This is a genomic window from Nonomuraea fastidiosa, from assembly GCF_042751225.1.
GTDB lineage: Bacteria > Actinomycetota > Actinomycetes > Streptosporangiales > Streptosporangiaceae > Nonomuraea > Nonomuraea fastidiosa.
In genome coordinates this window covers 5,218,678-5,244,577 of sequence record NZ_CP170570.1, presented here as the reverse complement: position 1 = coordinate 5,244,577, position 25,900 = coordinate 5,218,678, and the positions used below count along the sequence as shown (strand labels likewise).

Here is a 25,900-nt window from a genome sequence, read left to right as displayed (position 1 = left end):
TTTCCATACTCGTCGATCCTCGACCGGCGGCGTGGCCGTCGCCGGTGGTCTGTTCGATGTGTCCACCTACGGACCTCCTGGGGGGTTTGTTGCCTTCCTCTGCGCCCCGAATTGCCCCCTCGCCTGGTACTGCTGCGGCTCGGCTCTTAGCCCAGCAGCCCGGCCGCCCTGGCCCAGCGGTACTTCGCACCGAGGACCGCCACGGGCTTCTCCGTCGTGTACGGGTACGCGACCACGCCGCGCTCGAACAGGTACTCGCTGGCCTCCTCAACCTCGGTGTCGCCGGCCAGTGACGCCACGACCGGCTTGATGTTGCCCTTCGCCCGCTCCTCGGCCACCACGCGGGCGATCAGCTCGGCGAAGACCATCGGCGGCGTCACGATCGTGTGCCAGTAGCCCAGGACCAGCGCGTGGATGCGCTCGTCGGACAGGCCGAGCCGCACCGTGTTCTCGTAGGTCGAGGGCGGTTCGCCGCCGGTGATGTCGATGGGGTTGCCCGCCGCTCCGAACGGCGGGATGTAGGCGCGGAACGCCGCGTCCAGGTCGCCGGGGATGTCCATGAGGGTCAGCCCGGCGTCCACGATGGCGTCGGACAGCAGCACGCCGGAGCCGCCCGCGCCGGTGATGATGACGACGTTCTCGCCCTTGGGCGCCGGCAGGATCGGCAGCGCGCGGGCGTACTCCAGCATGTCGTTCAGCCCGGGCGCGCGTACCACGCCGGCCTGGCGCAGGATGTCGTCGTAGACCTTGTCGTCGCCGGCCAGCGCGCCGGTGTGCGAGCCCGCGGCCCGCGCGCCCATGGCGGTGCGCCCGGCCTTGAGCACGATGACCGGCTTCTGCTTGACCACGCGGCGGGCGGCCTCGACGAAGCCGCGCCCGTCCTTGAGGTCCTCCAGGTGCATGGCCACGGCCTGGGTGTTGTCGTCCTGCTCGAAGAAGGTGAGCAGGTCGTCCTCGTCCACGTCGGCCTTGTTGCCGACGCCGACGATCGCCGACACGCCCATCTTGGTGGTGCGGCTGAAGCCCAGGATGGCCATGCCGATCCCGCCGCTCTGCGAGGTCAGCGCCACGCTGCCGCGCACGTCGTACGGCGTGCAGAAGGTCGCGCAGAGGTTCTCCGGCGTGTAGTAGTAGCCGTAGATGTTGGGGCCGAGCATGCGCACGCCGTGCCTGCGGGCGATCTCGACGATCTCCTTCTGGCCCTCCACGTTGCCGGTCTCGGCGAACCCCGACGGGATCATCACCGCGCCGGCGACGCCCTTCTGGCCGGCCTCCTCCAGCGCGGCGGCCACGAACTTGGCGGGAATGGCGAAGACGGCCACGTCCACGTCGCCCGGCACGTCGCCGATGCTCTTGTACGCCGTGAGCCCCATGATCTCGTCGGCCTTGGGGTTGATCGGATAGATCCGCCCCTGGTAGCCGCCGTTGATGAGGTTGCGCATGACCGAGTTGCCGATCTTGCCGGTCTCGGCGGAGGCGCCGATGACGGCGACCGAGCGCGGCTTGAAGATGCGGTTCATCTGCCGCAGGATCTCCTCGCGCGGCAGGCGCTCGGCCTCGGGCGCCGGCTGCCCGATGAGGATGCGCACGTCGGCGGCCACGGCGCCGTTCGCGTCGGCGAAGACCGGGTTGAGGTCCACCTCGACGATCTCGGGGATGTCGGTGACCAGCCGGCCGACCCGCTCGATCAGCTCGGCCAGCGCCCGGCGGTCGGCGGGCTCGGCCCCGCGCGCGCCCTTGAGCACGTCGGCCGCTCTGAGGTCGTCCAGCATCTTCAGCGCATCATCGCCCGAGACCGGGGCGAGCCGGAAGGTCACGTCCTTGAGCACCTCGACGAGCACGCCGCCCAGGCCGAAGGCCACGACCTTGCCGAAGGTGGGGTCGGTGACGGCGCCGACGATGACCTCGTGTCCGCCGCCCACGAGCTGCTGCACCTGGACGCCGTCGATCCTCGCGTCCGGGTTGTAGGCGCGGGCGCTCGCGAGGATCTTCTCGTAGCCCTCGCGCACCTCGTCGGCGCTCTTCAGGCCGACCAGCACGCCGCCGGCGTCCGTCTTGTGCAGGATGTCGGGGGAGACGATCTTCAGTACGACCGGGAACCCGATCTCCCCGGCCAGCCGGGCGGCCTCGTCGGCCGAGGTGGCCAGGCCCTCGCCGGGGGTGGCGATGCCGTACGCCTGGCACAGCTTCCTGCCCTCCGGCGCCGTCAGGGCCGTACGCCCTTCGGCCAGCGCCTTGTCGATGACGTCCCTGGCAGGCACTAGATGACTCCGTTCGTCTTGAGTTCGGCCAGCTCTTCGGGGCTCACGCCGAGCTCGCCGTAGATCTCCTGGTTGTGCTCGCCGAGCAGCGGCGGGGTGCGGACCTCGACCGGCGAGTCGGAGAGCTGCAGCGGGCTGCCCACGGTGACGAACTCGCCGCGCTCGGGGTGATCGACGGTGACGACGATGCCCTCCTCGCGCAGGCTCTGGTCCTCCACCAGCTCCTTGGTGGACAGGATCGGGCCGCACGGGATGTTCTCGGCGTTGAGCCGGTCGAGCACCGTCCACTTGTCGTGGCGGATCGTCCATTCCTCGATGAGCTGGAACATCTTGTCCAGCTTGGGCAGCCGGGCCTCCGGCGTCGCCCACTCGGGGTCGTCGGCCAGCTCGGGACGGCCGATGATGTGCGCGATCGGCTTCCAGCCGACCGGCTGGACGATGACGTAGATGTAGTCGTTCGGGCCGCCGGGCGCGCAGCGCACCGCCCAGCCGGGCTGGCCGCCGCCGCTGGCGTTGCCCGAGCGCGGCACCTCGTCGCCGAACGTCTTGTTCGGGTACTCGCGCAGTGGCCCGTGCGCCAGGCGCTGCTGGTCGCGCAGCTTCACCCGGCACAGGTTCAGCACGGCGTGCTGCATGGCCACCTGCACCCGCTGGCCGCGACCGGTCTGGTTGCGCTGGTAGAGGGCGGCGAGGATGCCGGCGACCGCGTGGATGCCGGTGCCCGAGTCGCCGATCTGGGCGCCGGTGGCCAGCGGCGGGCCGTCCTCGAAACCGGTCGTGCTCATCGAGCCGCCCATCGCCTGCGCGATCACCTCGTACGCCTTGAACTTGGCGTAACGGCCGGGGCCGAAGCCCTTGATCGAGGCGTAGATGAGGCGCGGGTTCAGCTCCTGGAGGCGCTCCCAGGGGAAGCCCATGCGGTCCACCGCCCCGGGGCCGAAGTTCTCCACCAGGATGTCGGCGCGCTTCACCAGCTCGGTGAAGATCTCCTTGCCACGCTCGGTCTTCATGTTGAGCGTGATGCTGCGCTTGTTGCAGTTCAGCATCGTGAAGTAGAGGCTGTCGACGCCGGGTACGTCGCGAAGCTGCTGCCGGGTGATGTCGCCGGTCGGGGCCTCCAGCTTGATCACGTCGGCGCCCAGCCACGCGAGCATCTGGGTGGCCGACGGGCCCGACTGGACATGGGTCATGTCAAGGACGCGGACACCTTCGAGAGCCGTCATCTGCACCGTTTCCCTACTTGTACATGGTCTGGTTCATGGTTCCGGGGGCGTAGACCTCTGGGTCGACCCAGACGTTGATGAGCGAGGGCTTGCCGGACTCGCGGGCCCGCTCCAGCGCCGGCCGGATCTCGGCGGGGTCGCGGACCTCCTCGCCGTAGCCGCCGAGCAGCTTGGCGAACTCGCCGTAGCGGACGTCGCCCAGCGTGTTGCCGACGCGGGCGCGGTCCTGGCCGTACTTGGCGGCCTGGCCGTACCTGATCTGGTTCATCGAGGAGTTGTTGCCGATGACGCCGATGAACGGCAGGTCGAAGCGGACCATGGTCTCGAAGTCCCAGCCGGTGAGGCTGAAGGCGCCGTCGCCGAAGAGGCACAGCACCTCCTTGTCGCGGCGGGCCTGCTTGGCCGCCATCGCGAAGGCCATGCCGACGCCGAGCGTGCCCAGCGGGCCCGGGTCCATCCAGTGGCCGGGCGACTTGGGCTGGACGACCTGGCCGGAGAAGGTGACGATGTCGCCGCCGTCGCCGATGTAGATCGTGTCCTCGGTGAGGAACTCGTTGATCTCGTGGACCAGGCGGTAGGGGTCGATGGGCCTGGCGCCGGAGAGCTGGCGGGGCAGCCGCTTCTCGTACGCCTGGGTCTCGACGGTGCGCAGCTCGTCCATCCACTCCTTGCGGCGGGCGGCGCTGTTGTCGATGCGGCCGCTCGCGGCCTGCGCGACGGCCGACAGGATGAGGCCGGCGTCGCCGACGATGCCGAGGTCGATGTCGCGGTTCTTGCCGACGGTGCGGTAGTCGAGGTCGATCTGCACGACCTTGGCCGCCGGCGACAGGCGCTTGCCGTAGCCCATGCGGAAGTCGAACGGGGTGCCGACGATGATGATGAGGTCGGCCTCGGTGAAGGCGTAGCGGCGGCTGAGCTGGAAGTGGTGCGGGTCGCCGGGCGGCAGCGTGCCGCGGCCCGAGCCGTTCATGTACGCCGGGATGTTCAGCGTCCTGACGAAGTCGATGGCCGCGTCGGTGGCCCGGCACGTCCAGATCTGGGTGCCGAGCAGGATGCACGGCTTCTCGGCGTGCGCGATCATGTCGGCCAGCCGCTCGATGGCCTCGGGGTCGCCCTGCTGGCGGGTGGAGGCGCGGTAGTGGCCGGGCTTGGGGATGCGCGCCTTCTCCAGCGGCACCTTCGCGTCGAGCACGTCGCGCGGGATCTCCAGGAACGACGGCCCCGGAGCGCCGTGGTAGCACTCGCGGAAGGCCATGGAGACCATGTCGGCCACCCGCTCGGTGCCGGGGACCGTCGCCGCGAACTTGGTGATCGGGCTCATCATGTCCACGTGCGGGAGGTCCTGCAGTGAGCCCATCTTGTGCTGGCTCAGCGCTCCCTGGCCGCCGATGAGCAGCATCGGGCTCTCCGCGCGGAAGGCGTTGGCCACGCCGGTCACCGCGTCGGTGGTGCCCGGCCCGGCGGTCACGACCGCGCAGCCGGGCTTGCCGGTGATGCGCGCGTAGCCGTCGGCTGCGTGTGCGGCCACCTGCTCGTGTCGTACGTCGATGACCTCGATGCCCTCATCGACACAGCCGTCGTAGATATCGATGATGTGGCCGCCGCAGAGCGTGTAGATCACGTCCACGCCCTCGGCCTTGAGCGCCTTGGCTACGAGATGACCACCGGAGATCGTTTCCGACATCGTGCAACCCTTTCCTGGCGACGAGCCTCGCTGTCTTCCGCATACTGCATACCGTATGAACGCAATGGTTACTCTCTCCGGAAGGGCGTGTCTAGGCCCCTAGGGCAACTCGATCAGCTCGACCTGTTCGCCGGACCACCCCGGCGGCACCACGGCCAGCGCGTCCGCCAGCGCCGCGCCCCACAGCGAACCCGGCCGGTCATGCCCCACCGGGACCGCGCCCCGCCCCGACCGCCTGACCGGCACCAGCCGGGTGTCGCACGGGTGCGGGCGCACCTCGCCGGACAGCGCGCTCGTCTGCGCAGGCGCGGGCGAGCAGGTCAGCTCGCGCAGGATCGGGACGAGCAGCGTCATGGCGGCGCCCAGGGCCGCGAACGGGTTGCCGGGCAGGCCCACCACGAGCCGGCCGTCGGCCAGCCTGGCCAGGAGCTGCGGGTGCCCGGGGCGTACGGCGACGCCGTCCACGAGCACGTCCGCGCCCAGCTCCGCCAGCACCGCGCGCAGGTGGTCGGCAGGCCCCTTCGACGACGCCCCGCACACGACCACCACGTCCGGCCCGCCTGGGGACTCGCCGCCTTGGGAGCCCCCGCCCGGCGTCCCGGCCCCCGGCTCCGCCCATCCGCCCGGCGTCCCGGCCCCCGGCTCCGCCCATCCGCCCGGCGTCCCGGCCCCCGGCTCCGCCCATCCGCCCGGCGCACCGGCGAGCGCGGCGCGCAGCGGGGCCGGGCCGTCGGGCAGGCGGACCGTCCCGGTGACCCGGCCGCCCGCCCACTCGACGAGACCCGGCAGGAACGGCCCGATCGCGTCGCGCACCCGGCCGGGCGCGGGCAGCCCGGCGTCCACCACTTCGTCGCCCGTGACCAGCACCGCGACACCCGGGCGGGGGCGCACCTCCAGCACGTCGTGACCGAGCGCGGCGGCCAGCCCGAGCGTCACCGGCGTCACCACCGTCCCGGCGGCCAGCACGACGGCGCCTTCGGAGATGTCCTCGCCCCTGCGCCTGATGTGCTTGCCCGGCACGACGGGCCCGCCGATCACTCCGCTCCGGGACAGGTCCGCGTGCTCGTACGGCATCACCGCCTCCGCGCCGGCCGGCACCGGCGCGCCGGTGGCGACCTCGACGGCCTCCCCCGCCCGCAGCTCGCCCGCGTACGGCGCTCCTCCGGCCAGCACCCGCCCCACCACGCGCCAGGGTCCGGCGCCCGCGACCGCGTACCCGTCCATCGCCGAGACGTCCGCGCCCGGCACTGCGACCAGCGCGCGCAACGGCACCGCCAGCCGGCAGCCGAGGGCCTCTCCAAGAGGCACCGCCGAGGGCTTCGAAGGGCATGCCGCACTCGCCGCGAGGGCCCGTGCCGCGGGCCATGTCATCGCTTCCACCACTGATCCATGCCACAAAACGGTCACAGGCACACTCCTTGACCCTCGTTTTTCCATACTGTATACCGAATGCACGGTGGGGAGTGTCCAGCGATCCCGCCGCAAGCACGGGGCCCCCGTACTTACGGCCGGGTCGCCTTTTAGCGACTGCCGCTGCCACGGGGCTCCGTGCTTACAATCCGACGCGAGAACGGAGCGCAGCATGAAGGTCGCTGTTCTTGGCGCCGGCGCCATCGGCGCATACGTGGGGGCCGCCCTCCACAGGGCGGGAGTCGAGGTGCACCTCATCGCCCGAGGCGCCCACCTCGAGGCGATACGCCGCGCCGGTGTGCGGGTGCTCTCCCCCAGAGGCGACTTCACCGCCCATCCCCATGCCACCGGCGACCCCGCGGAGGTCGGCCCGGTGGACCACGTCTTCCTCGGGCTCAAGGCCAACGGCTACGCCTCGGCCGGCCCCATGATCCGCCCGCTCCTGCACGAGACGACCAGCATCATCGCCGCGCAGAACGGCATCCCGTGGTGGTACTTCCACGGGCTCAAGGGCCCGTACGAGGGCTACCGCATCGAGAGCGTCGACCCGGGCGGCGCGGTGTCGGCCGCGCTGCCCCTGGAGCGCGCCATCGGCTGCGTGGTCTACGCCGCGACGGAGATCGCCGAACCGGGCGTGATCCGCCATCTCGAAGGCACCCGTTTCTCCATCGGCGAGCCGGACGGCCGGCTGTCGGAGCGGTGCCTGTCCTTCAGCCGGGCCGCCGTCGCGGGCGGGCTGAAGTGCCCGGTGGAGCGCGACCTGCGCAAGGACGTATGGATCAAGCTGATGGGGAACATCGCCTTCAACCCCATCAGCGCGCTGGCCCGGGCGACGATGGCCGGGATCTGCCGCCATGACGGCGCGAGAGAGCTGGTCGTGGCCATGATGCGGGAGACCGTGGAGGTGGCCCGGCGGGTGGGCTGCGATCCGGGGATCTCGATCGAGCGCCGCCTGCGCGGGGCGGAGAAGGCGGGCGAGCACAAGACGTCCACCCTCCAGGACCTGGAGAAGGGCAAGCCGCTGGAACTCGACGTGCTGCTGGCCGCGGTGGTCGAGCTGGCCGATCTGACAGGAGCGGAGGTGCCGACCCTGAGGGCGATCCACGCGGTGAGCGACCTGTTGAACGAGAACCTTGTCCGTGCGGGGTAGCCCGGAATACCGTAGATTGTATACAGAATGGAGGGATCATGGGATATGACCGCCTGACCCATCCACTGGTACGCGAAAACGGCGTGCTGCGCAAGGCGTCGTGGGAGGAGGCGCTGGAGGCGGCAGCCGAGGGCTTCCGCCGCAACATAGAACGTCACGGCCCCGACAGCTTCGCGATGCTGTCCTGCGCCCGCTCCACCAACGAGATGAACTACATCGGGCAGAAGTTCACCCGCGTGGTCGTCGGGACCAACAACGTGGACTCCTGCAACCGCACCTGCCACGCCCCGAGCGTGGCCGGCCTGTCGGCGGTGTTCGGCAGCGGCGGCGGCACCTCCTCCTACCAGGAGGTCGAGGACACCGACGTGATCGTGATGTGGGGTTCGGCGGCCCGCAACGCCCACCCCATCTTCTTCCAGCACGTGCTCAAGGGCATCCGCAAGGGCGCCAGGATGTTCGCCGTCGACCCGCGCCGCACCGGCACCGCCCAGTGGGCCGACCTCTGGCTCGGGCTCAACGTCGGCACCGACATCCCCCTCGCGCACGCCATCGCCCGCGAGATCATCCACGCGGGTCTGCACAACAAGGCGTTCATCGAACGGGCCACCGTCGGCTTCGAGGAGTTCGCCGCGTCCGTCGAGCCCTGGACGCTGTCAGCGGCCGAGCAGGTCACCGGCGTGCCCGCCGGCGCCATCCGCGAGCTGGCCCACGCCTACGCCCGCGCCGACCGCGCCCAGCTGTGCTGGACGCTCGGCATCACCGAGCACCACAACGCGACCGACAACGTCCGCGCACTGATCAACCTGGCCCTGCTCACCGGCCACGTCGGCCGCTACGGCTCCGGCCTGTCCCCCCTGCGCGGCCAGAACAACGTGCAGGGCGGCGGCGACATGGGCGCCATCCCCAACCGCCTGCCCGGCTTCCAGGACATCCTCGACCCCGCCGTACGCGAGCGCTTCGAGGCCGCCTGGGGCCGCCCCATCCAGCCCCGCTACGGCTACCACCTCACCCAGATGCTGGAGGCCATGGGCGAGGGCAAGGTCACCACCTGCTACATGATCGGCGAGAACCCGGTTCAGTCCGAGGCCGACTCGCTCGCCTGCATCAAGCGCCTGTCCATGCTCGATCACCTGGTCGTCCAGGACATCTTCCTCACCAAGACCGCCCAGATGGCCGACGTCGTGCTGCCCGCCAGCGCCGCCTGGTGCGAAGCCGAGGGCACGTTCACCAACAGCGAGCGCCGCGTCCAGCGGGTGCGCAAGGCGCTCGACCCGCCGGGCGAGGCCCGCGACGACATCTGGATCGTCTGCGAGATCGCCCGCAGGCTCGGCCACGACTGGCACTACGACAGCGCCGAAGAGGTCTGGAACGAGCTGCGCTCCCTGTCGCCCATCCACCGCGGCATGACGTACCAGCGGCTGGAAGAGCACCAGGGCATCCAGTGGCCGTGCCCGTCGGAGGACTCCCTGGAGCCGCCCTACCTGCACGGCAGGCTGTGGGAGACCGACCCGGCCAAGCGGGGCGACCCCGCGCCGTTCGCGGTACTGCGCCACTCGCCGCCGGTCGACCTGGTGGACGAGGAGTACCCGCTGCGGCTGACCACCGGGCGGCGGCTCGACTCGTACAACACCGGCGTGCAGTCCTCCGGCTTCCCCTCGCCGCTGCGCCGCGGCGAGACCATCGAGCTGTGCCCCGAGGACGCCGAGAAGCTCGGCGTCGTCCAGGGCGAGGAGGTGCGGATCACCTCGCGGCGCGCCTCCGTGGTCGCCCCCGTGCACATCGACCCCGGGCTGAGGCCGGGGCTGGTGTTCATGACGTTCCACTTCCCCGACGAGGTGGACACCAACTCCCTGACCATCGAGGCCACCGACCCGATCGCGGGCACGGCGGAGTTCAAGGCGGCCGCGGTCAGGGTCGAGAAGCTCGTCAAGGCCGGGTGAGCAGATGGACCTGAGATTCCGCGACGCCAAGCCCACCGACGAAGAGCGCGCGGCGGTCGACGACCTGCTCGGACCGCCGCCCACCGCGTGGACCGGCGGCACCCGTACCGAGACCGACCTGCGGGTCGCCGTCCGGCCCGAGGACGCCCGCGACATGCTGCTGCCCGCCCTGCACGCGGTCAACGACCGCGTCGGGTGGATCAGCGAGGGCGCGCTCGACTACATCTGCCGGCGCCTGACCATCCCGCCGTCCGAGGCGTACGGGGTGGCCACCTTCTACTCGCTGTTCTCCGTCAAGGAGCGGCCCAAGCGGGTGCTGCACGTCTGCACCGACCTGGCCTGCCAGGCCAGGGGCGCGCAGGCCGTACGCGACCGGGTGCAAGAGCGCTTCGGCCCGCCCGGCACGGACTGGCACGAGAGCCCCTGCCTCGGCCTGTGCGAGCGGGCCCCCGCCGCGCTCGCCCTGGAGGCCGGCGTGCCGCACCGGGCCGAGGTGTACGCCCCCGCCACCCCCGGCACGATCACCACCATCACCGGCACCACCATCACCGGCACCACGGTCACCGGCACCACGGTCACCGGCACCACGGTCACCGGCACCACGCCCGGCTCCAACGGCCACGCGCCCGCCGTCCACGTCGCCGGCGAGACCCCCGTCGAGAAGGCCGTGCCGCAGGCCGGCGACCCGGACCTCGTGCTGCTGCGCAGGATCGGGCAGGTCGATCCGGCCAGCCTCGACGACTACCGGGCGGCCGGCGGCTACACCGCGCTGCGCCGCGCCTTCGAGCTCGGCCCCACCGGGGTGATCCGCGAGGTGCTGGAGTCCGGCCTGGTCGGCAGGGGCGGCGCGGCCTTCCCCACGGGGCGCAAGTGGGAGGCCACCGCCCGCCAGCCCGACCACCCCCACTACCTGGTGTGCAACGCCGACGAGAGCGAGCCCGGCACGTTCAAGGACCGGGTCGTGATGGAGGGCGACCCGTACGCGCTCATCGAGGCGATGACGATCGCCGCGTACGCCACCGGCTGCACCAGGGGCTACCTCTACATCAGAGGCGAGTACCCGAGGGCGACCGCGCGGCTGCAGCACGCCATCGCCACCGCGCGCTCGCGCGGGCTGCTCGGCGACGACATCCTCGGCAAGGGGCTGTCGTTCGACATCGAGCTGCGCAGGGGCGCGGGCGCGTACATCTGCGGCGAGGAGACCGCGATCTTCAACTCCATCGAGGGGCGGCGCGGCGAGCCCCGCAGCAAGCCGCCCTTCCCCGTGGAGAAGGGCCTGTTCGGCAAGCCCACCGTGGTCAACAACGTCGAGACGCTGGTCAACGTGCTGCCGATCCTGGAGCGCGGCGCGCAGGCGTACGCGGCGGCCGAGCCCAAGCTCTTCTGCGTCTCCGGCGCGGTCGAGCGGCCCGGCGTGTACGAGCTGACCTTCGGCGCCACCCTGCGCGAGCTGCTCGACATGGCCGGCACCACCGGCACCATCAGGGCCGTGCTGCTCGGCGGGGCCGCCGGGGCGTTCGTCACCGACCTCGACATCCCGCTCACCTTCGAAGGCACCAGGAACGCGGGCGCCACCCTCGGCTCCGGCGTGGTGCTCGTCATCGACGACAGCGTCGATCTCAAGGCGCTGCTGCTGCGCATCGCTGCGTTCTTCCGCCACGAGTCCTGCGGGCAGTGCGTGCCCTGCCGGGTCGGCACCGTACGGCAGGAGGAGGCCCTGCGGCGCCTCGCCCGCCGCGTCGATCCGAACCGGCCGCGCGGCGACGACGACCCCGACCTGGTGCTGCTGCGCGAGGTCGGGCAGACCATGCGCGACGCCTCCATCTGCGGCCTCGGGCAGACCGCCTGGAACGCCGTCGAATCGGCCATCGACCGTCTGGGAGTGTTCACATGATCCCGCTCCAGCCGCCCCGCCGGCTCATCGACGTCGAGATCGACGGTGAGACCGTACGCGTGCCGGAGGGCTCCACGATCCTCGACGCCTGCCAGGCGGCGGGCAAGGACGTCCCCACCCTCTGCTACGGCGACACCCTCACCCCGAAGAACGCCTGCCGGGTCTGCGTCGTGGAGGTGGAGGGCGCGCGCACGCTCGCGCCCGCCTGCTCCAGGAAGGCCGAGCCCGGCATGAAGGTCGGCACCGACACCGAGCGCGCCCGGCAGAGCCGCAAGGTCGTGCTGGAACTGCTCGGCTCCTCCGTCGACCTGTCCACCACGCCGCGCGCCGCCGAATGGACCGAGCAGTACGGCGCCGACCCCGCCAGGTTCGGCGACGACGCCGCCACCGTCGAGCAGCCCGCGAAGATCGACAACGACCTGTACGTCCGCGACTACAGCAAATGCATCCTCTGCTACAAGTGCGTGGACGCCTGCGGCGACCAGTGGCAGAACTCCTTCGCCATCTCCGTCGCGGGGCGCGGCTTCGAGGCCGAGATCTCCACCGAGTTCGACGCCCCGCTCACCGACTCGGCCTGCGTCTACTGCGGCAACTGCGTCGAGGTCTGCCCCACCGGGGCGCTGTCGTTCAAGACCGAGTACGACATGCGCGCGGAAGGCACCTGGGACGAATCCCGCCAGACCCAGACCACCACCATCTGCAGCTACTGCGGCGTCGGCTGCAACCTCACCCTGCACGTCCAGGACAACAAGATCGTCAAGGTGACGTCGCCGCACGACAACCCCGTCACGAAGGGCAACCTCTGCGTCAAGGGCCGCTTCGGGTACGGCTATGTCTAGGGTCACCGTCAAGCGGCGCATCCTGCGGGTGAAGGACGCCGCCCGGGTACGCAAGGTCGACGCGCTGGCCGCCGAAGAGCCGCTGGAGATCCGGCTGAACGGCACCCCGCTCACCGTCACCATGCGCACGCCCGGCGACGACTTCGACCTGGCGGCCGGCTTCCTCGTCAGCGAGGGAGCCGTCGCCTCGCCTGACGACATCTCCACCATCCGCTACTGCGCCGGGGCCACCGTCGACGGGCAGAACACCTACAACGTCCTCGACGTGCGGCTCGCCCCCGGCGTACCCGAACCCGAGCCGCGCAACTTCTACACCACCTCCTCGTGCGGCGTCTGCGGAAAGGCGTCGCTCGAGGCCGTACGCACAGTGGCACGCTGGAACGCGGGCGATGACCCGGTCGAGCTGGCGCAGACGACTGTCGCGAGCCTGCCGGACCGGCTCCGCGCCGCCCAGCGGGTCTTCGACAGGACCGGGGGCCTGCACGCGGCCGGCCTGTTCACGGCCGACGGCGAGCCGCTGTGCGTACGCGAAGACGTCGGCCGGCACAACGCCGTCGACAAACTGCTCGGCTGGGCGCTGCGCGAAGGACGGCTGCCGCTGCGCGGCACCGTGCTCATGGTGTCCGGGCGGGCGTCGTTCGAGCTGGTGCAGAAAGCCGTCATGGGCGGGGTGCCGGTGCTCGCCGCGGTCTCGGCGCCCTCCTCGCTCGCCGTCGAGCTGGCCGCCGACGAGGGACTGACGCTCATCGGGTTCCTGCGCGGGAACTCGATGAACGTCTACACGGGTGAACACCGGCTGAGCGCCCGTGAAAGCGTCACCTCGGGCGCCGGCAACGGCTCTGCCGGCGCACTCCCACCGGGGTGATGAAACGGGATGCCGCACGACCCGCCGGGCCCCCAGCGGAGTCGTGCGGCAGCCCTGTTTGATTTGCCGCACTCCGTGCGGCGGCTCGCTCGCTCTTGACGCCACCGTCCTCCCCCGCTCTGGTCGCTACGCTCCCGCCGCTCCTCCAGACGACGGCGGCTCCCTCGCGGGTCTGATTTGCCGCACTCCGTGCGGCGGCTCGCTCGCTCTTGACGCCACCGTCCTCCCCCGCTCTGGTCGCTACGCTCCCGCCGCTCCTCCGGACGGCGGCGGCTCCCTCGCGGGTCTGATTGCCTCGCTCCGCGAGGCGCGCTCGGTCGCTCTTGACGCCACCGTCCTCCCCCGCTCTGGTCGCTACGCTCCCGCCGCTCCTCCGGACGGCGGCGGCTCCCTCGCGGGTCTGATCGCCGCACTCCCCTCGCCCCTGGCCATCCCCTCGCCCATGGACCGCACACCGGGCAGCGGGCAGGTGCGCCGACCGCGCCAACCGACGTCGCGGCCTCGCCCTCGCGCACCCCGCCCCAACCCCCGAACCCCGGCACCAGGGGAATGAGGGCGGGGTTGGGGTGGTTGACGTCGCTGGTCACCGAGCGCCCCAACTCAGGAGACTTTGACAATCATTTTCATTTTGGCAATACTGACTCCCATGATGTCAGGATTTTCCCGGTCGTGGGCTGTCGGCCTGCTGGCCGCGTCCGCGCTGCTCACCACCACTGCCTGCGGTTCCGGCACCGCCGAGACCGGCTCCGGGAGCGGCAAGACCGAAGTGGTCGCCGCCTTCTATCCGCTGCAGTGGCTGAGCGAGCAGGTGGGAGGGTCCGACGCGCAGGTGAGCGTGCTGACCGCGCCCGGCGTCGAGCCGCACGACCTCGAGCTGGGCATCCCCCAGGTCACCCAGATCAAGAACGCCGCGCTCACCGTCTACGTCAAGGGCATCCAGCCGGCCGTGGACGACGCGGTGGACCCCGAGACGAGCTTCGACGCCGCCACCGCCGTCTCCACGATCCCCGCGGGTGAGCACTCCGAGGAGGACGGCCACTCGGAGGAGGAGCATGAGCACGAGGTCGCGTACGACCCGCACATCTGGCTCGACCCGGCCCGCCTGGCCACGGTCGCCACCAAGCTCGGCGAGCGCCTGGCCACGGCCGACCCCGCGCACGCCCAGGGCTATAAGGACCGGGCCGCCAAGACCGCCGCCGCACTGAACGCCCTCGACCAGGAGTTCGCCAAGGGCCTCGCCACGTGCACGACCAAGACGCTGGTGACCGCGCACGAGGCGTTCGGCTACCTCGCCGACCGCTACCACCTCAAGCAGGTCGGCATCACGCTCGACCCGGAGACCGAGCCCTCTCCCACCCGGCTGTCGGAGGTCGGCAAGCTGGCCAAGGCCGAGGGCGTCACCACGATCTTCACCGAGTCCCTGGTCAGCCCGAAGGTGGCCGAAGTGCTGGCCGACGAGGTCGGCGCGAAGACGGCGGTGCTCGACCCGCTGGAGAGCAAGCCCTCGGGCGACTACGTCTCGGCCATGCGCGATAACCTCAAAACCCTACAAACAGCACTGGGGTGTACGTCATGAGCGAAACGGCCTTCGCGATGACCGACGGCCGGGTCTCCTACGATGGCAAGCCCGTCCTTCGCGGGATCGACCTGACCGTCCGTCCCGGGGAGGTCGTGGCCCTGCTGGGCGCCAACGGCTCGGGCAAGTCGACGCTGGTCCGCGCGCTGCTCGGCCTGACGCCGCTGACCGGCGGCACGACGCTGATGTACGGCACCCCGCCGGCCAGGTTCCGTGACTGGTGGCGCATCGGCTACGTGCCGCAGCGCCTCCAGGTGGGCGGGGGCGTGCCCGCGACCGTACGCGAGGTGGTCGCCTCGGGCCGCATCGCCAGGCAGCGCCGGCTGCGCAGGACCAGCGCGGCCGACAAGGAGGCCGTGGCGAGCGCCCTGGAGTCGGTGCGCCTGACCGACCGGGCGGGCGACCCCGTCCAGTCGCTGTCGGGCGGGCAGCAGCAGCGGGTGCTCATCGCCCGCGCGCTGGCCGGGGAGCCCGACACGTACGTGATGGACGAGCCCACCGCAGGCGTGGACGCCGAGACGCAGCAGCTGCTCGCCGACACCCTGGCCGGGCTGGTACGCGACGGCAAGACGGTCGTCCTGGTGGCCCACGAGCTGGGCCCGCTCGAGCCGATCATCACGCGCGGCGTGGTGATCCGCGACGGCCGGGTCGCCCACGACGGCCCGCCGCCGCGCCCCGAGGGCGACTGCGCGCGCCCCGGACACGAGCACCAGCACCCGCACGCCGCCGAACCCGCGGGCGGCCCGCTGACCGGGTGGCAAGGGGAACCAAGGTGATCTTCGAACTTCTGCAGGAGCGGCTCTTCCAGCTCGCGCTCATCGCGGCGCTGCTGGTGGGGCTGTGCGCGCCCGCCGTGGGCACGTTCATCGTGCAGCGCCGGCTGGCGCTGCTCGGCGACGGCGTCGGCCACATCGCGCTGACCGGCGTCGCGCTGGGCTTCCTGACCGGCAGCGCGCCCGTGCTCACCGCCGTCATCGTGTCGATCGCCGGGGCCGTCGCCATCGAGCTGGTCAGGGCGCGCGGCCGCACCAGCGGCGACGTGGCGCTCGCGCTGATGTTCTACGGCGGCATCGCGGGCGGCGTCATGCTCATGGCCATCGCGCCCGGCGGCAGCAACGCCAAGCTCAACTCCTACCTGTTCGGCGCCATCGCGAGCGTCACCGTGGAGGACATCTGGGTCGTAGGCGCGCTCGCCGCCGCCGTGCTGGCGGTCGTGGCGATCTTCGGCAGGGAGCTGTTCGTGCTCTGCCAGGACGAGGAGATGGCCAAGGCGAGCGGCCTGCCCGTGCGGTTCCTCAGCATGCTCATCGCCGTCACCGCCGCGCTCACCGTGGTCATCGCCATGCGCGTGGTCGGGCTGCTGCTCGTCAGCGCCCTCATGGTGATCCCCGTGGCGACCAGCCAGCAGCTCACCCGCGGATTCCGCAGCACGATGGGGCTGGCCATGCTGTTCGGGGTGCTCGCCTCCGTGGGCGGCCTGCTCGCCTCCACCTACTCGGCGAAGGTGCCGCCGGGGGCCGCGATCGTGCTTCTTGCGCTCGCCGGCTTCGTCCTGGCGCTCGGGGTCGGTAAATTCGTACGTCGAGGGCGTACCCAGGAGTCGACAGTGAGCGAGCGGCCAAAGCTGCGCATCGAGGAGGTCGCATGACGACGAGACGCGATGCCGTGCATGACACCCTGCGCAAGAGCGAGGGGTTCCGCAGCGCGCAGGACGTCTATGCCGAGATGCGCCTGCACGGCGCCAAGATCGGGCTGACCACCGTCTACCGTGCGCTCCAGGCTCTGGCCGACGGCGGCAAGGTCGACGTGCTGCGCAACGACGACGGCGAGTCCGTCTACCGCGCCTGCGCCACCGACACCCACCACCACCATCTGGTGTGCCGCCGCTGCGGCCACACGGTCGAGGTGGCCGGTCCCGCCGTCGAGCGGTGGGCCGAGATGGTGGGCAGCGAGCACGGCTTCACCGAGGTCACGCACACGGTCGAGGTCTTCGGCACCTGCTCGACCTGCTCGGCGGAGGTCAAGACGGGCTGACCGGCGCCCCGCCGGTCCCGGCCTCCTCCACGTGCTCCTGCGTCCCTTCACGCGTCTCCTGGGGCGGGCCGCCGCGGGAGCCGTACAGGACTCCTAGAACGATCACCGCGCATCCGGCGAGCTGTAGCGCCGACGGGCGCTCGCCCAGCGCGAGCGCGCCGATCGCCACCGTCGTCATGGGCTGGACGAGCAGCAGCAGCGCGGTCAGCGCGGCGGGCTGGCGCGGCAGCGAGTACGTGATCAGCGACCAGCCCAGCACCTGCGGCCCCAGCGCGAGCAGCAGCAGCCACCCGTGCCCCGGCCAGGTGGGCACCGGATCGGCGCCGCCGAACACCGGGCTGAGCACCGCGATGCCGATCGTGGCCACCACGGTCGCGTGCGCCAGCGGCCCGGCCGCCCGCTCGGGCCCGGCGCTCTTCATCAGCAGCAGGAAGACGGCGTACGACACCGACGTCGCAAGCCCCGCGAGCACGCCCATGAGCGGGTCGCTGCCGTAGGCGGCGCTGTCGAGCACCCCGGAGATGAGCACCACCCCGGCGAAGACGACCGGCGTGCCGACCATGAGCCGGGTGGACGGCCGCTCGCCGAAGAATCCCCACGCCGCGAACGCCACGAGGAACACCTGAAGGTTCCCCAGCACGGTCGCCAGGCCCGCGCCCACGTAATCGATCGCGTGGTGCCAGAACAGCAGGTCGAACGCGAACGCCACGCCCGCCGCCCAGGCCGCGGGCAGCGCCCTGCGCGGCAGCGGCCCCAGCCTGCGCCGTTCACGCCAGGCGAGGAGCAGCATGGGAGGTACGGCGTACGCACAACGGAATAACGCCGAGGTGGCGGGCGAGACCTCAGAAAGCCGGACCAAGGGGGCCGAGGTGGAGATGATGAGCGCTCCGGCGATCGCGATCAGCACGATACGGCGATGTGCGCTCACCGAAACCCCCGCAGTCCCGTATAGGAGATACGCTGCGACCACGCTAGAACCCGGCGCGGACAGGAGTCAACATGCCGTTTGGCCATGACATGCTGCATGCATTGGCCACCGTTGTCGAGCTGGTCAACACCTCGCCCGCCACCGGCGGCGAGGAAGGACTGGCCGACTTGAGCGACCTGCAAAAGCTCGTGGAGGCGCGCGAGATCAGCGGCATAGACCGGATCACCCACAAGGACCTCAGCCAGGTCCGCTCGCTGCGCGAGGTGTTCCACCGCGTCTTCACCGCCCCCGACCAGCCCACGGCCGTGCAGACGCTCAACGCGTTGCTCTCCGAGACCCGCATCACGCCGCGCCTGACCGAGCACGACGGCCACCCCCTGCACGTCCACTATCACGCCGTCGACGCCGGCCTGGCCGAGCACCTGGCCGCCGACTGCGGCGTCGCGCTGGCGCACCTGCTCGTCGAGGGCGAGGCCGAACGCCTGCGCACCTGCGCCGCCCCCGACTGCGACCGCGTCTTCGTGGACGAGTCGCGCAATCGCTCACGCGTCTACTGCGACAGCCGCACCTGCGGCAACCGGATGCACGTGGCCGCCTACCGCGCCCGCCGCCGCGCCTGAGCCCCGCTCGACCATGCGCACGACGTCGCCGTTGCGATTTTCGCAACGGCTGCATAGGCTGCTCGCATGGCCGGGGAAACCGCAGCACGCGTCCGCCAGCTGATCGAGCAGAGCGGCCTCACTCAGGCCGAGTTCGCGGCGAAGGCGGGACTGGACGCTCCGAAGATGTCCAAGTCGCTGTCGGGCGTTCGCAGATTCACCTCGCTCGACCTCGCGAGGATCGCCGACCTGTGCGGCGTGTCGGTCGACTGGCTGCTCGGCATGTCCGAGCCCACCCCCGCCACCTCGGCCCGCGCCGCGACAGACCGGCCCACATCGGCCGACGCAGCCGTCAAGGAGGCTGAGCGCCTGGCGCAGCTCCGTGCCGACCTCGCCTTCCTCGGATACCGGCAGGAAATCCCGCGGTTCGAGACGGGCGGCTTGTCGCGGCCGTCTGTACGCCAGGGCCGTGATCTCGCCACCCAGGCCACGGCGCTTGCCGCGGCCAAAGGCTACGAGCTGTGGCGATGCCAGGATCTCGCCGGCGCGGTCGAGGCCGCCTTCGGCGTTGACGTCCGCGTTCACCGGCTGGCCCCTGGCTTCGACGGGCTGTCCTGGTCCGACGCCAACACCGCGCTCATGGTGGTGGCCACGTCTGAGGTGCCGGCCCGGCAGCGCTTCACCATCGCCCACGAGCTCGGCCATCTCCTCGCGGGCGACGATCAAGGGCTCCATCTCGACGTCGACATCCACGCCGCCGACCACCGGCGCGAACCCTCCGAGAGACGGGCGAACGCCTTCGCCGCCGAGCTGCTCCTGCCGGCCGAGATGCTGCACGACAGGGTCCGGCGGACGAGCAGGCCGGTGGACGAGCTCGCCCGGCTGGCCTGCGAGCTGTGGGTCTCGCCCAGCACCCTCGCGTGGCAGCTGTTCAACCTCCAGCTCATCGACAAGAGCCAATGTGACTCGTTGCGGGCCCTGACCGCCTGGGACGCGGCGTGGAAGGCCGGCGCTGTCGAGGCCCTCGGCGAGTGGATCCAGCTCGCCTCGCGGCCACGGCTGCCGGGGCCACTCGTCCGCACGACGTTCCAGGCCTACGCCGAGGGCAAGGCGACGCTGCGTCCCTTCGCCAACCTGATCGGCTCCGACACCGACACGTTGCGGCAGGCCATCACCGGCATGGCAGAGGGCTCCCCACTCCAGCCATGACCTGGTACTGGTTCCCCGACAACACGGTGCTGTGCAACTTCGCCTCGGTGGACGGCCTGCCGCTCCTCCAGCGCATCCTCCGCGGCCGCGGCCGCTGGACGGAGGCGATCGCCTACGAGGCAGAGCGCTCCGCCCGCTTCTACCCCGCTCTGGAAAAGCTGCCGGCCGAAGGCTGGCTCGGCGCTCCCATCGAGATCGACGATCCCCAGGAGGCCGACCAGGTGGAGCGCATCCGGCGCGCCGTATTCGGCGGCTCTGGCAGCGAACCGCTGAAGCATCTCGGGGAAGCCCAGACGTGCCACGTCATCCGCAACTGGAAGGAGTACGCCGGCTCCTGCTGGATCACCGACGACCGCGACGCTCTCGACTACGCCCGGCGCGTCGGGATCACCGCGCGGGACACGGCCGACCTGATCAGCGAGGGGATCAGCGACGGCTGCTGCACCCGGAGCGACGGCTATGAGCTTCTCTGCCTCATGCGAGCCCGGGGAAGGAAGCTTCGCGTGCCGCCGCACCAGGCGCATCTGTGAGCGGCGAGAGGGCGGCAAGACGCCGCCCCCGCAGGCGGGTCTCAGACCGGGTTGGGCACGGCGCCGCCGTAGCGGCGGTCGCGCTTGGCGAAGATCTCGCAGGCCTCCCACAGGTCGCGCCGGTCGAAGTCGGGCCAGAGGCGGTCGAGGAAGACCATCTCGGCGTACGCCGACTGCCAGAGCAGGAAGTTGGAGATGCGCTGCTCGCCCGACGAGCGCAGGAAGAGGTCGACCGGCGGGATCTCGGGCTCGTCGAGGTAGCGGGCGAAGACCTTCTCGTTGACCCGCTGCGGCTTGACCCGGCCGGCGGCGATGTCCTGGGCGAGCTTGAGCGCGGCGTCGACGATCTCGGCCTGCCCGCCGTAATTGACACAGAATTGCAATGTGAGCTGGGAGTTGTCCTTCGTCATCTCCTCGGCGGTCTGCAGCTCGGAGATGACGCTCTTCCACAGCCGCCCGGGGCGACCGGCCCACCGCACGCGTACGCCCATGGCGTGCAGCTCGTCGCGCCGCCGCCTGATGACGTCGCGGTTGAAGCCCATGAGGAAGCGGACCTCGTCGGGCGAGCGCTTCCAGTTCTCGGTGGAGAAGGCGTACGCGCTCAGGTAAGGGATGCCCAGCTCAAGGGCGCCTTCGATGACGTCGAAGAGCGAGGATTCGCCCGCCTTGTGGCCCTCGGTGCGGGGCAGGCCGCGGGCCTTGGCCCAGCGGCCGTTGCCGTCCATGACGATGGCGACGTGCTGGGGCACCAGCTCTCGCGGGATGGGCGGCGGCGTCGCCCCCGACGGGTGCGGGGACGGTGGTCGTACGTTCACGCAGGCTCCCTTTCGACGTGTCGGAGAGAGCGTATTCCGTGTTCGAGGTGCCATTGCAGATATGCGGCGACCAGGCCGCTGCACTCGCTGCGATGGCGCGGCTCCGATGCGTCGGCGGTGGCCCAGTCGCCGCGCAGCAGCGCCGACATGAGGCCGATCGTCTCGCTCGCGGGCACCGCCGCGCAGGCCGGCTTGCACGCCCCGCACACCACGCCACCTGCGACGATGGCGAACGCCCTGATCGCCGGCGCCTGGCATTTGGCACACGCGTCGAGCGCGGGCGCGTAGCCGGCCACGGCCAGGGAGCGCAGGAAGTAGGCGTCGAGCACCAGCCGGGCCTCGTGCCCGCGGTCGGCGAGGGTGCGCAGCCCGCCCACGAGCAGCAGGAACTGCCGCAGCGCCGGCTCCTTCTCCCCGTGCGTCAGCCGGTCGGCGGTCTCCAGCATCGCGCTGCCGGCGGTGTAGCGGGGATAGTCGGCGGCCAGCGCCTCTCCGTAAGGTCTGATCGTCTCGGCCTGGGTGACGACGTCGAGCGTGCGGCCGGTGTGAAGCTGCAGGTCGACGTGCGTGAACGGCTCCAGCCGCGCTCCGAAGCGTGAGGTCGTGCGACGGACCCCCTTGGCCACCGCGCGGATCTTGCCGGTGCGCTTGGCCAGGATGGTGACGATGCGGTCGGCCTCACCGAGCTTCTGAGTGCGCAGAACCACGCCTTCGTCACGGTAGAGACTCACTCGCACATCTTACGGCCGACCTGTATACCGACGGACGAGACGTTACGGTCATGCTCTGGTGACGCGACTTTGCGTCACTCTCACTAGACTTTGACGCCTGTCCCCGCATTACCCGTTGTTCAACCCCCCGCTACCGCCTCGAAAGGGAGTCATGACCCGCGTGGTCCTGCTGGGCGCATCGCCCGGCCCCGACATCTCTCCGACCGGCCTGAGGCTGGCCGCGCTGCCCGGTAATCCGACCGTCTCCGAGCGCCTGCACGGCCAGCTCACATCGATGGACCCGCGTTACGCGAAGGTCCCAACGGGCGATGTGGCCGCCGCTCTGCGCGCCGTGGCCGACGTCGCCGAGTCAGCAACGGAGAGCCTTTTCATCATCCCGGAGAACTCGGTCGTCCACGACGAGCTGATCTACCAGATCACCAAGTCCAAGCGCGGTGCGCTGGCGCTCGTCGCGAAAGAGCCGCGCATCAGGGTGACGGAGGACAACGGCCAGGACGTCGGGCTCGAGGTGCCCGAGTCCGAGCACGAGGAAGAAGGCCCTGGAGACCGCATCCCCATCGACGAGGCGGAGCCGGAGATCGGCTACAACCGCCTCGAGGGGCTCCCGGTGCGCGTGCGCATCGGCAAGTCGCGCATCGTCTCGGTCGGCACCGCGAACCATGCCGTGACCAGGCCCAACGGCGTGGTGCTCGGCCCGCTGCACATCAGCGCCCGCAACGCGCCGGTGCTCGCGCAGACCTGCCGCGAGCTGGCCGCCATGGCCGACCGGTTCGGTGACGACGACGACCTGGTGCAGCTCATCGTCTTCGGCCTCGTGCGCAACGGCGTGTCGGTCGGCATCCGCGGCCGCCGCGACCTGTTCTACCGCCGGATCACCACCCAGGAGGAGGCCAACGAGGCCGCCGCCGAGATGGCCGGCATGGACGAAGACCGCTCCAGGCTGAAGAACGCGGTCAAGGGCGCCGACGGCTTCTTCACCACGTTCTTCGTCTCCACCTACTCCCGCTACATCGCCCGCTGGGCGGCCCGGCGCGGCCTGACCCCCAACCAGGTCACGCTGATCTCCATCTCGCTCGGCGTGGCGGCCGCCGCCTGTTTCGCGACCGGCGACCGGCCGTGGATGGTGGCGGGCGGCGTGCTGATCTACTTCGCCTTCGTCTTCGACTGCGTCGACGGCCAGCTCGCCCGGTACGCCCGCAAGTTCGGCGTGCTGGGTGCGTGGCTCGACGCCACGTTCGACCGGTTCAAAGAGTACGTGGTGTTCGCCGGCCTGGCCATCGGCTACGTGGTCTCGGGCCACGGCGAGGAGATCTGGGTGCTGGCCCTCGCGGCGATCGCCCTGCAGTCCGTACGCCACCTGCTCGACTTCTCCTTCGGCGCCGCCCGCCGCCGCAAGCCGAAGGCCCCGCTTCCCTCGATCCCCCTCGACGCCCCCGACGACCGCGAGCTGCGGCAGGCGCTCAGCCTCCGCAGGGAGGAGCGGAAGCAGGGTGTCCGGGGCGTGCTCAAGATGTGGACCAAGGCCGGCAAGTACCGAGTCATCCACTGGGCGCGTAAGATGATCGTCTTCCCCATCGGCGAGCGCTTCGCGGCCATCGCGATCACCGCCGCCCTCTTCGACGCCCGGATCACCTTCATCACGCTGGTGGTCTGGGGTTGCGTCGCCGCCGCCTACACCCTCACCGGACGCCTCATGAGGTCGCTCGTATGATCACCCACCCGCAGGCCATGGCCACCCCCACGCCGGATCCCGACGAGGAGCGCCGCCGCATCCAGACCGCCCGCCTCGTCGCCTACCGGGACGACGGCCCGCTCGCCTACGCCCTGTCCAGCAGGATCGGGCCGGCCTGCCTCCTGTGCCCGCCACGCTCGTAGCCCTGCTGGCCGTGGTCGCCGTCACGGTCGCGGGGCTGCTCGAGCCGGGTCCCATCCTGCTGCTGCCCGTGGCGATCGTGCTGGTGCTCGTGCTGCCCACGGCGTCGCGCGACCACCTGGGCCGCTTCGACTGGCTGACCCCGCCGCTGGTGCGCGGCGCGGAGTTCTTCACCATCATCGCCATCGGCCTGACCGCCGACGCGCCGAAGTGGCTGCTGTTCGTGCTGGTCTACGTCATCGGCTACCACACCTACGACACCGTCTACCGCACCCGCCAGAGCATCTGGCCGCCCGCCTGGGTCTTCCGGGCGGGGCTCGGCTGGGAGCTGCGGCTGGTGATCATCGGTCTCGGCGCCGCGTTCGGCGCGGTGACGCCGGTGCTCGCGGTGCTGACGGCGTACTTGTTCGTGCTGTTCGCGGTGGAGAGCGTGACGAGCTGGGTGCGCCTGGACAAGGCGTCCGCCCAGGCCAGTGCCGACGCAGAGCAGGACCTGGAGGCATCCCCTGAAGAAGCCCTTGAGCGGGCCACGGGAGAGGCGGAGCGGGGCTGACCCGTCGCCGCCCGCCGTCTCGCGCTCTTTCCTGGGCCGCGGCGCCGCACCCCCGGCGGGTGCGGCGCCGCGGTTTCTTCATTCTTGCTGAGCCAGAGAGCGCTCTCCAGCTTCGGCTTCACAGCGTTGTCAAGGGCTCGGTGCGGAATGTTGACAGCAGGTAAGTCCGGCGTCCACACTGCATGAGAGAGCGCTCTCTCACGTCCCTCCGCACCCCCCTGGAGCGATGATGACCCGTGTGAACAGGCACAGACGCCGCCTGGCCGCGGTGGCCGTGGCGCTCGCGGCGCTCGGCGGCCTGCTCGTCCAGACGGCCGGCAGCGCCTCGGCCTCCGTTCCCTCCACGCCGTCGGGCTGGACGCTGGTCTGGTCGGACGACTTCAACGGCCCCGCCGGCACCCTCCCCTCGTCGGACAACTGGATCATCGACACCGGCCACTCCTACCCCGGCGGCCCCGCCAACTGGGGCACCGGCGAGATCCAGCGCTACACCGACAGCACCGCCAACCTCAGTCTCGACGGCTCCGGCAACCTGCGCATCACGCCGCTGCGCAGCTCCTCAGGCGAGTGGACCTCGGCCCGCATCGAGACCAGGCGGGCCGACTTCAAGCCCGCCGACGGCCGCATCCTGCGCATCGAGAGCCGCCTGCAGATGCCGAACGTCACCGGCCAGGCCGCCCTCGGCTACTGGCCCGCGTTCTGGGCGCTCGGCTCGCCGTACCGGGGGAACTACTGGAACTGGCCGGCCATCGGCGAGTTCGACATCATGGAGAACGTCAACGGACTCAACACCGTCTGGGGCGTGCTCCACTGCGGCGTCAACCCCGGCGGTCCGTGCGACGAGACCAACGGCCTGAGCGCCAGCCGCGCCTGCCCCGGCTCGACCTGCCAGTCGGCCTTCCACACCTACCGCTTCGAGTGGGACCGCAGCGTCTCGCCCAACCAGCTCCGCTGGTACGTGGACGGCCAGCTCTTCCACAGCCTGAGCCAGTCCCGCTTCGACGCCACCACCTCTAACAACATGACCGGCCACGCCGGCGACTTCCTGCTGCTGAACGTGGCCATGGGCGGTGCCTTCCCGAACGCGCTCGGCGGCCAGACCCCGACCGCGGCCACCGAGCCCGGTCATCCGATGGTGGTCGACTACGTGGCGGTCTGGCAGAGCGGCGACGGCGGCGGCACTGACCCGACCGACCCGCCCGGCGATGTGGACGCCCGCTCGACCATCCAGGCCGAGCATTACACGGCCCAGTCGGGCACGATCGTGGAGACCACCACCGACACGGGCGGCGGCCAGAACGTCGGCGCCATCGCCAACGGCGACTGGCTGCGCTACGACGGCGTGAACTTCGGCTCGACGCCCGCCACCCAGTTCAAGGCCCGGGTGGCCTCGGGCGCGGCGGCCGGGGTGAGCGGGCTCGTGCAGGTCCGGCTGGACAGCCCGACGGCTCCGCCGATCGGCGACTTCGCGATCTCCAACACGGGCGGCTGGCAGAGCTGGCGTACGGTGCCCGCCAACATCTCGGGCGTGACCGGCACGCACACGGTGTACCTGACGTTCTCCTCCGGGCAGCCGGCGGACTTCGTCAACGTCAACTGGTTCACGTTCTCGACGTCCTGACCTGATCGGGAAGGGCCCGGCCGTACGCCTCCGGCCGGGCCCTGTGCCGCGCTCAGGAGGGCGCGACGCCAGGCGATGATCTTCTCCGCCCGGCCCGCCCTCTCGGAGCCCCACAGCCCCTCACAGCGCCGCCCAAGCCCGTCTGAAGGGGGCGACCCCGGCGGA

Annotated in this window: 23 protein-coding genes; 16 read left to right on the top strand and 7 right to left on the bottom strand. The window is 71.0% G+C overall.

The window, feature by feature from the left end; translation table 11 throughout:
* Positions 1-146 precede the first annotated feature (146 nt).
* The 4 genes from ACFMQL_RS24405 to ACFMQL_RS24390 form a co-directional block, all read right to left on the bottom strand.
* A complete protein-coding gene (locus tag ACFMQL_RS24405; RefSeq protein WP_364056816.1) occupies positions 147-2,261 on the bottom strand; it encodes an acetate--CoA ligase family protein in 2,115 nt (704 codons plus the stop codon).
* Entirely contained in the window at positions 2,261-3,484 is a 1,224-nt protein-coding gene (gene frc / locus ACFMQL_RS24400; protein WP_378787153.1) for a formyl-CoA transferase, read from the bottom strand. Before frc ends, ACFMQL_RS24405 begins: the two co-directional genes overlap by 1 nt.
* A 13-nt stretch (positions 3,485-3,497) precedes the next feature.
* On the bottom strand, positions 3,498-5,168 hold the full coding sequence (locus ACFMQL_RS24395) for a thiamine pyrophosphate-binding protein (RefSeq protein ID WP_378787152.1): 1,671 nt from the start codon (positions 5,166-5,168) through the stop codon (positions 3,498-3,500).
* 99 nt (positions 5,169-5,267) lie between these two features.
* The gene (locus ACFMQL_RS24390) at positions 5,268-6,539 is read right to left on the bottom strand and encodes a molybdopterin molybdotransferase MoeA (RefSeq protein WP_378787150.1); all 1,272 of its coding nucleotides are present in this window, start codon (positions 6,537-6,539) and stop codon (positions 5,268-5,270) included.
* Positions 6,540-6,750: 211 nt separating this feature from the next.
* Between ACFMQL_RS24390 and ACFMQL_RS24385 the strand changes: the two genes are divergently transcribed.
* The 9 genes from ACFMQL_RS24385 (at position 6,751) to ACFMQL_RS24345 (ending at position 16,876) form a co-directional block, all read left to right on the top strand.
* Complete coding sequence (locus tag ACFMQL_RS24385) at positions 6,751-7,728, top strand: 2-dehydropantoate 2-reductase (RefSeq protein WP_364056828.1); 978 nt, start codon at positions 6,751-6,753, stop codon at positions 7,726-7,728.
* Between the two features lie 38 nt (positions 7,729-7,766).
* On the top strand, positions 7,767-9,668 hold the full coding sequence (locus ACFMQL_RS24380; RefSeq protein ID WP_364056831.1) for a molybdopterin-dependent oxidoreductase: 1,902 nt from the start codon (positions 7,767-7,769) through the stop codon (positions 9,666-9,668).
* 4 nt (positions 9,669-9,672) lie between these two features.
* Positions 9,673-11,562, top strand: coding sequence for an NAD(P)H-dependent oxidoreductase subunit E (locus ACFMQL_RS24375; RefSeq protein WP_378787149.1), 1,890 nt, complete (start codon positions 9,673-9,675; stop codon positions 11,560-11,562).
* Positions 11,559-12,401, top strand: coding sequence for a 2Fe-2S iron-sulfur cluster-binding protein (locus ACFMQL_RS24370; protein ID WP_364056837.1), 843 nt, complete (start codon positions 11,559-11,561; stop codon positions 12,399-12,401). The genes ACFMQL_RS24375 and ACFMQL_RS24370 overlap by 4 nt, the downstream gene beginning before the upstream one ends.
* Positions 12,394-13,266, top strand: a complete 873-nt coding sequence (fdhD, locus tag ACFMQL_RS24365; RefSeq protein WP_364056840.1) for a formate dehydrogenase accessory sulfurtransferase FdhD — start codon at positions 12,394-12,396, stop codon at positions 13,264-13,266. The genes ACFMQL_RS24370 and fdhD overlap by 8 nt, the downstream gene beginning before the upstream one ends.
* 646 nt (positions 13,267-13,912) lie before the next feature.
* The gene (locus tag ACFMQL_RS24360) at positions 13,913-14,842 is read left to right on the top strand and encodes a metal ABC transporter substrate-binding protein (RefSeq protein ID WP_364056843.1); all 930 of its coding nucleotides are present in this window, start codon (positions 13,913-13,915) and stop codon (positions 14,840-14,842) included.
* Positions 14,839-15,618 (top strand): metal ABC transporter ATP-binding protein, encoded by a 780-nt coding sequence (locus ACFMQL_RS24355; protein ID WP_378787147.1) that lies wholly within the window; start codon positions 14,839-14,841, stop codon positions 15,616-15,618. The genes ACFMQL_RS24360 and ACFMQL_RS24355 overlap by 4 nt, the downstream gene beginning before the upstream one ends.
* Positions 15,618-16,490, top strand: coding sequence for a metal ABC transporter permease (locus tag ACFMQL_RS24350; RefSeq protein WP_364057545.1), 873 nt, complete (start codon positions 15,618-15,620; stop codon positions 16,488-16,490). Before ACFMQL_RS24355 ends, ACFMQL_RS24350 begins: the two co-directional genes overlap by 1 nt.
* A complete protein-coding gene (locus ACFMQL_RS24345; RefSeq protein ID WP_364056849.1) occupies positions 16,487-16,876 on the top strand; it encodes a transcriptional repressor in 390 nt (129 codons plus the stop codon). The genes ACFMQL_RS24350 and ACFMQL_RS24345 overlap by 4 nt, the downstream gene beginning before the upstream one ends.
* Here the strand turns inward: ACFMQL_RS24345 and ACFMQL_RS24340 are convergent.
* The gene (locus ACFMQL_RS24340) at positions 16,863-17,783 is read right to left on the bottom strand and encodes a DMT family transporter (RefSeq protein WP_364056852.1); all 921 of its coding nucleotides are present in this window, start codon (positions 17,781-17,783) and stop codon (positions 16,863-16,865) included. The two genes, ACFMQL_RS24345 and ACFMQL_RS24340, sit on opposite strands and share 14 nt — an antisense overlap.
* Positions 17,784-17,905: 122 nt before the next feature.
* Here ACFMQL_RS24340 and ACFMQL_RS24335 point away from each other — a divergent pair, with 122 nt between their 5' ends.
* The 3 genes from ACFMQL_RS24335 (at position 17,906) to ACFMQL_RS24325 (ending at position 20,142) form a co-directional block, all read left to right on the top strand.
* The gene (locus tag ACFMQL_RS24335; protein ID WP_364056855.1) at positions 17,906-18,424 is read left to right on the top strand and encodes a CGNR zinc finger domain-containing protein; all 519 of its coding nucleotides are present in this window, start codon (positions 17,906-17,908) and stop codon (positions 18,422-18,424) included.
* A gap of 66 nt (positions 18,425-18,490) precedes the next feature.
* Positions 18,491-19,612 carry an XRE family transcriptional regulator gene (locus ACFMQL_RS24330; RefSeq protein WP_364056858.1) on the top strand — a complete coding sequence of 374 codons (1,122 nt, stop codon included), beginning with the start codon at positions 18,491-18,493 and terminating at the stop codon, positions 19,610-19,612.
* Positions 19,609-20,142 carry a hypothetical protein gene (locus ACFMQL_RS24325; protein WP_364056861.1) on the top strand — a complete coding sequence of 178 codons (534 nt, stop codon included), beginning with the start codon at positions 19,609-19,611 and terminating at the stop codon, positions 20,140-20,142. Before ACFMQL_RS24330 ends, ACFMQL_RS24325 begins: the two co-directional genes overlap by 4 nt.
* A 41-nt stretch (positions 20,143-20,183) precedes the next feature.
* On the opposite strand, the gene ACFMQL_RS24320 is transcribed toward ACFMQL_RS24325, so the two are convergent.
* Together ACFMQL_RS24320 and recO are read right to left on the bottom strand one after the other, a co-directional pair.
* Positions 20,184-20,957, bottom strand: coding sequence for an isoprenyl transferase (locus ACFMQL_RS24320; protein WP_378787145.1), 774 nt, complete (start codon positions 20,955-20,957; stop codon positions 20,184-20,186).
* Positions 20,954-21,688, bottom strand: a complete 735-nt coding sequence (gene recO, locus ACFMQL_RS24315) for a DNA repair protein RecO (RefSeq protein WP_378787143.1) — start codon at positions 21,686-21,688, stop codon at positions 20,954-20,956. The genes ACFMQL_RS24320 and recO overlap by 4 nt, the downstream gene beginning before the upstream one ends.
* Positions 21,689-21,839: 151 nt before the next feature.
* Here recO and ACFMQL_RS24310 point away from each other — a divergent pair, with 151 nt between their 5' ends.
* From ACFMQL_RS24310 to ACFMQL_RS24295, 4 genes are all read left to right on the top strand, one after another.
* On the top strand, positions 21,840-23,399 hold the full coding sequence (locus ACFMQL_RS24310) for a CDP-alcohol phosphatidyltransferase family protein (protein WP_364056870.1): 1,560 nt from the start codon (positions 21,840-21,842) through the stop codon (positions 23,397-23,399).
* The gene (locus ACFMQL_RS24305; protein ID WP_378787142.1) at positions 23,396-23,563 is read left to right on the top strand and encodes a hypothetical protein; all 168 of its coding nucleotides are present in this window, start codon (positions 23,396-23,398) and stop codon (positions 23,561-23,563) included. Before ACFMQL_RS24310 ends, ACFMQL_RS24305 begins: the two co-directional genes overlap by 4 nt.
* Positions 23,545-24,114 (top strand): DUF5941 domain-containing protein, encoded by a 570-nt coding sequence (locus ACFMQL_RS24300; RefSeq protein ID WP_378787141.1) that lies wholly within the window; start codon positions 23,545-23,547, stop codon positions 24,112-24,114. The genes ACFMQL_RS24305 and ACFMQL_RS24300 overlap by 19 nt, the downstream gene beginning before the upstream one ends.
* A gap of 238 nt (positions 24,115-24,352) precedes the next feature.
* A complete protein-coding gene (locus ACFMQL_RS24295) occupies positions 24,353-25,735 on the top strand; it encodes a glycoside hydrolase family 16 protein (protein WP_378787139.1) in 1,383 nt (460 codons plus the stop codon).
* Positions 25,736-25,900: the final 165 nt, after the last annotated feature.

Bases quoted from the DNA above. Each gene is read 5' to 3' on its own strand.
- frc (WP_378787153.1), bottom strand. From the start codon at position 3,484: ATGACGGCTCTCGAAGGTGTCCGCGTCCTTGACATGACCCATGTCCAG.
- ACFMQL_RS24395 (WP_378787152.1), bottom strand. From the start codon at position 5,168: ATGTCGGAAACGATCTCCGGTGGTCATCTCGTAGCCAAGGCGCTCAAG.
- ACFMQL_RS24390 (WP_378787150.1), bottom strand. From the start codon at position 6,539: ATGACATGGCCCGCGGCACGGGCCCTCGCGGCGAGTGCGGCATGCCCT.
- ACFMQL_RS24385 (WP_364056828.1), top strand. From the start codon at position 6,751: ATGAAGGTCGCTGTTCTTGGCGCCGGCGCCATCGGCGCATACGTGGGG.
- ACFMQL_RS24380 (WP_364056831.1), top strand. From the start codon at position 7,767: ATGGGATATGACCGCCTGACCCATCCACTGGTACGCGAAAACGGCGTG.
- ACFMQL_RS24375 (WP_378787149.1), top strand. From the start codon at position 9,673: ATGGACCTGAGATTCCGCGACGCCAAGCCCACCGACGAAGAGCGCGCG.
- ACFMQL_RS24370 (WP_364056837.1), top strand. From the start codon at position 11,559: ATGATCCCGCTCCAGCCGCCCCGCCGGCTCATCGACGTCGAGATCGAC.
- fdhD (WP_364056840.1), top strand. From the start codon at position 12,394: ATGTCTAGGGTCACCGTCAAGCGGCGCATCCTGCGGGTGAAGGACGCC.
- ACFMQL_RS24360 (WP_364056843.1), top strand. From the start codon at position 13,913: ATGATGTCAGGATTTTCCCGGTCGTGGGCTGTCGGCCTGCTGGCCGCG.
- ACFMQL_RS24355 (WP_378787147.1), top strand. From the start codon at position 14,839: ATGAGCGAAACGGCCTTCGCGATGACCGACGGCCGGGTCTCCTACGAT.
- ACFMQL_RS24345 (WP_364056849.1), top strand. From the start codon at position 16,487: ATGACGACGAGACGCGATGCCGTGCATGACACCCTGCGCAAGAGCGAG.
- ACFMQL_RS24330 (WP_364056858.1), top strand. From the start codon at position 18,491: ATGGCCGGGGAAACCGCAGCACGCGTCCGCCAGCTGATCGAGCAGAGC.
- ACFMQL_RS24325 (WP_364056861.1), top strand. From the start codon at position 19,609: ATGACCTGGTACTGGTTCCCCGACAACACGGTGCTGTGCAACTTCGCC.
- ACFMQL_RS24310 (WP_364056870.1), top strand. From the start codon at position 21,840: ATGACCCGCGTGGTCCTGCTGGGCGCATCGCCCGGCCCCGACATCTCT.
- ACFMQL_RS24305 (WP_378787142.1), top strand. From the start codon at position 23,396: ATGATCACCCACCCGCAGGCCATGGCCACCCCCACGCCGGATCCCGAC.